The sequence below is a fragment of the Burkholderia sp. E168m23 genome (assembly GCF_016586125.1).
GTDB lineage: Bacteria > Pseudomonadota > Gammaproteobacteria > Burkholderiales > Burkholderiaceae > Burkholderia > Burkholderia orbicola.
Genome location: NZ_BCPP01000656.1, coordinates 1 through 4,168 on the forward strand (window position 1 = coordinate 1; position 4,168 = coordinate 4,168).

Consider the following 4,168-nt stretch of genomic DNA (forward strand, 5'->3'; position numbering starts at 1 on the left):
GATCGGCGGCGTGAAGTCGATGCTCTGCTTGCGCTTCGCGGTGATGTTCATCGCCGAGTTGATCGCGTCGAACTTGCGCGCCTGCAGCGCCGGGATCAGCCCGTCGAACGCATTCTCGACCCACACGCACTTCATGTTCAGCTTCGCGCACACCGCGTTGCCGACGTCGACGTCGAAACCCTGCAGCTGACCGGACGGCGTCTTGCTCTCGAACGGCGGATAGGCGGCTTCGATCCCGAAGCGCAACGTGGTCGGTTCCGCATGGGCCGTGACGGCCACGCACGCGAGCGCCGCAGCGGCGCAGAGGGAAAGCTTCCAGTTCATGACGGTCCTTCTGTTCTGGAGTGAGGCGATGAAGATCGGTCGCACGACGCCCACGGTCGGGCGCCGGTCGGCATTCGAGGCAGGCGGCCGCCGCTTGCCGACGCGCCGAGTTCTGCACGCCAAATATAGACTCAAAGTCTACTATAGACTATAGGGGATACGAGAACGTCACGCCGCCGCTCCTCGCAAAAATTTCGCCACCTACTCATAACATCATTGATTTCACGGTGTTTTTCATACGCTACGTAAAGAATTAAAGTCTCGAAAAGAAAAATCTCACCGGTTTTGTTTGTCTATATTAGACTTTTATTCCACAACCAACCTCACCGGACGCCGTCTTTCGAGACTTTCCGTCCAGCCCGAACCGGAGATGTCCCCATGACGCAAACCGTCCCCACCCTGCCGCTGACCGTGGACGAAGCCGCGGTGCGCGCGGCGCTGCCGTCGCTCGACGTGCTCGGCACGCTGCGCCGCATGTTCGCATCGCTCGCCGCGGCGCGCGCGGTGCAGCCGCCGCAGACGCTCACGCTGTTTCCCGACCAGGCCGGCGACTTCATCACGTATCTCGGCGCACTCGCCGACGAGCAGGTGTTCGGCGCGAAGCTGTCGCCGTATGTCGTGACAGGCGGCAAACCTGTCGTCACCGCATGGACCGCATTGATGTCGATGCAGACCGGCCAGCCGCTGATGTGGTGCGACGCCGGGCTGCTGACCGTCGAGCGCACGGCCGGCACGACGGCGCTCGCGGTCGACTGCCTCGCGCCGCGCGACGCGCGCCATCTCGCGATCGTCGGCGCGGGCGCGGTCGGCCTTGCACACCTGAAGCACACGGCGGCACTGCGCGACTGGGCCTCGATCCGCGTGTACTCGCCCGCGCTGGCCGGCAACGCGGCGCTGCAGGCGAGCCTCGCCGCGCTCGACCCGCGCGCCCGCGCGGCGGCGAGCGTCGAGGCCTGCGTGCGCGACGCGGACGTGGTGATGCTGTGCACGTCGTCGGGCACGCCCGTGCTCGGCGACGGGATGCTCACGCGCCCCGCGCTCGTCACGTCGATCAGTACGAACGTCGCACGTGCCCACGAAATCCCGCCCGCGTGGCTGCCGGACATGGACGTCTACTGCGACTACCGGCACACGACGCCCGCGAGCGCCGGCGAGATGCAGATCGCGGCTGCCGAGCACGGCTGGGATGCCGGCCGGATCGTCGGCGACCTGCCCGCGCTCGTCGCCGGCACCTGCGCGGCGCCGTCGCGCACGCGTCACGCGCTGTTCCGCTCGATCGGCCTCGGGCTCGAGGACATCGCGATCGCGCACGCGCTGTACATGCATCTGACGCACGCATGAGCGGCACGCGCACGCGGGGCCGATACAATGGCGCAACCGCCGCGGCGGCCGCGCACGGGCGCACGGGCATGCCGCCCCACGGTGCGCCGGCGCGCCGGCCCGACACGCTGCCCGGCTCCCGCCCACCCGAGATCGCGACACCGATGCGCAAGAAGAAATCTCCCGTCAAAGACCTGCTGCTCACCCGCTATGCGCCGATCGCCGACGGTATCGCCGCACTGTTCTTCCCGTACGCGGAAGTCGTGATCCACGACCTGCACGACCAGACCGTGCTGTATCTCGCGAACAACTTGTCGAAGCGCGAGGTCGGCGACGATTCCGCGCTCGAGGAAATCGATCATTCGGCGCGCGAGCGCGTGATCGGCCCGTACGAGAAGCTGAACTGGGACGGCCGGCGGATGCGCTGCGTCAGCAACGTGCTGTTCGACGACGAAGGCCGGCCAGCCGGGATGATGTGCATCAACTTCAACATCGCGGTGTTCGACGAGGTGCGCGCGACACTCGACCTGTTCATCAAGGGCGCGGGCGTCGTCGCGCAACCCGACGAACTGTTCCGCGACGACTGGCAGGAGCGCATCAACACGTTCCTGCACGGCTGGCTGCGCGAGCAGCAGGTCGGGCTGAACGGGCTCACGCGCGAGCACCGGCGCGAACTCGTCGAGGCGCTCTACGCGGAAGGCGCGTTCCGCGGCAAGAGCGCGGCTAACTACGTCGCGAACGTGCTCGGGATGGGGCGCGCGACGGTCTACAAGCATCTGAAGCACCTGAAGGAAACGCAGGGCGACGCCTGAGCGCGATGCGGCGGGCGTGATGACGGCACGCTCCGGACACCGGTACCGGACTGCCGATTCCGCGTCGAGCCTTCGCGATGCGAGGGCGTGCCCCGGATTCGCCCGGGCCTGCGGACGACGGAGCTTGGAAGCATAAAGTGATATAGTCGCAGTTACATTTTTTTGCCGCCCCGTATCGCCCATGACGACCGCTCCCACTCCGACCGCCCGCCCGACCCTGACCGTCGAAATCTGGTCCGACCTGATCTGCCCGTGGTGCTGGATCGGCAAGCGCCGCTTCGACGAGGCGCTGGCCGCGTTCGCGCACGCCGACCGCGTCGACGTCGCGCTGCGCGCGTACCGGCTGATGCCCGGCCAGCCCGTCGAGCCGGTCGAGGCGATGCTGGCGGGCAAATACCGGATGTCGCCCGCGCAGGTCGACCAGATGCTGCGCCAGGTGACCGATGCAGCGGCGAGCGTCGGGCTTCGCTACGACCTGCCCGGCACGCTGGTTGGCGACACGCTCGACGGCCACCGGCTCGTGAAGCTCGCGGAAGCCACGGGCCGCGCGCACGCGCTGACCGAGCGACTCTATCGCGCGTACTTCTGCGAACACGGCTCGCTGTTCGATCATGCCGCGCTGACCGAATTCGCGGTCGAAGCCGGGCTCGAGCGCGCGGCCGTCGAAGCGGTGCTGCACAGCGATGCGTACCGCGACGAAGTCGAAGCCGACATCGCGCGCGCCGCGCAGATCGGCGGGCGCGGCGTGCCGCTGTTCGTGTTCGGCGGCCGCTACGCGGTGTCGGGCGCGCAGCCGGCCGACGCGTTCGCGCAGGCGCTCGACCAGGCGTGGCGCGACGGCATCGTCGCACTCGACGGCAGCGATGCGGCCGCCTGCGGCCCCGACGGCTGCGAACTGCCGGCGCGCTCCTAACGCGCATCGGGGCCGCGCGCCACTACGCGACGCTCCTGCCACAAACCGGCAGGAAGCCCGCGCCGGTGACCTCTACAATGCATCCTTCAAATAACGATCAGAAGGCTGCAAGCCCATGACCCACGGGATTCACGGCGAGAAGCGCTGGTACGCGCTGATCGTGCTCTGCCTCGGCGTGCTGATGATCGTGCTCGACAGCACGATCGTGAACGTTGCGCTGCCGTCGATCAGTACCGACCTCCACTTCACCGAAACGGCCCTCGTCTGGGTCGTCAACGCGTACCTGCTGACGTTCGGCGGCTGCCTGCTGCTCGGCGGCCGGCTCGGCGACCTGTACGGCCAGCGGCGCATGTTCCTCGCGGGCCTCGTCGTGTTCACGCTCGCGTCGCTCGCCTGCGGCCTCGCGCAATCGCAGGCGATGCTGATCGCCGCGCGCGCGGTGCAGGGGCTCGGCGGCGCGGTCGTTTCGGCCGTCTCGCTGTCGCTGATCATGAATCTCTTCACGGAACCCGGCGAACGCGCGCGTGCGATGGGCGTCTACGGCTTCGTGTGCGCGGGCGGCGGCAGCATCGGCGTGCTGCTCGGCGGACTGCTGACGAGCTCGCTGTCGTGGCACTGGATCTTCCTCGTCAACCTGCCGATCGGCGTCGCCGTCTATGCGATGTGCGTCGCGCTGCTGCCGCGCGTGCGTGCACCGGCCGGCGCCGCGCGGCTCGACGTCACCGGCGCGATCACGGTGACCGCATCGCTGATGCTGGCCGTCTACGGGATCGTCGGCGGCAACGAGGCCGGCTGGCTG

Annotated in this window: 5 protein-coding genes; 4 read left to right on the forward strand and 1 reads right to left on the reverse strand. The window is 68.2% G+C overall.

The annotated features are described in order from the left end of the window. Positions 1 to 324, reverse strand: a 324-nt coding sequence (locus JMF90_RS26800) for a transporter substrate-binding domain-containing protein (protein ID WP_201325638.1), incomplete at its 3' end; no start/stop codon positions are given. 378 nt (positions 325 to 702) lie between these two features. Between JMF90_RS26800 and JMF90_RS26805 the strand changes: the two genes are divergently transcribed. From JMF90_RS26805 to JMF90_RS26820, 4 genes are all read left to right on the forward strand, one after another. Continuing rightward, the gene (locus tag JMF90_RS26805; protein ID WP_201316757.1) at positions 703 to 1,665 is read left to right on the forward strand and encodes an ornithine cyclodeaminase family protein; all 963 of its coding nucleotides are present in this window, start codon (positions 703 to 705) and stop codon (positions 1,663 to 1,665) included. Then, positions 1,662 to 2,456 (forward strand): transcriptional regulator, encoded by a 795-nt coding sequence (locus JMF90_RS26810; RefSeq protein WP_201316756.1) that lies wholly within the window; start codon positions 1,662 to 1,664, stop codon positions 2,454 to 2,456. Before JMF90_RS26805 ends, JMF90_RS26810 begins: the two co-directional genes overlap by 4 nt. A 181-nt stretch (positions 2,457 to 2,637) precedes the next feature. Beyond that, positions 2,638 to 3,369: a DsbA family oxidoreductase gene (locus tag JMF90_RS26815; protein ID WP_006476754.1), complete on the forward strand. Its 732-nt coding sequence runs from the start codon at positions 2,638 to 2,640 to the stop codon at positions 3,367 to 3,369. A gap of 115 nt (positions 3,370 to 3,484) precedes the next feature. Then, positions 3,485 to 4,168 (forward strand): MFS transporter (locus JMF90_RS26820; protein ID WP_201325639.1); only part of this gene is annotated, 684 nt, incomplete at its 3' end.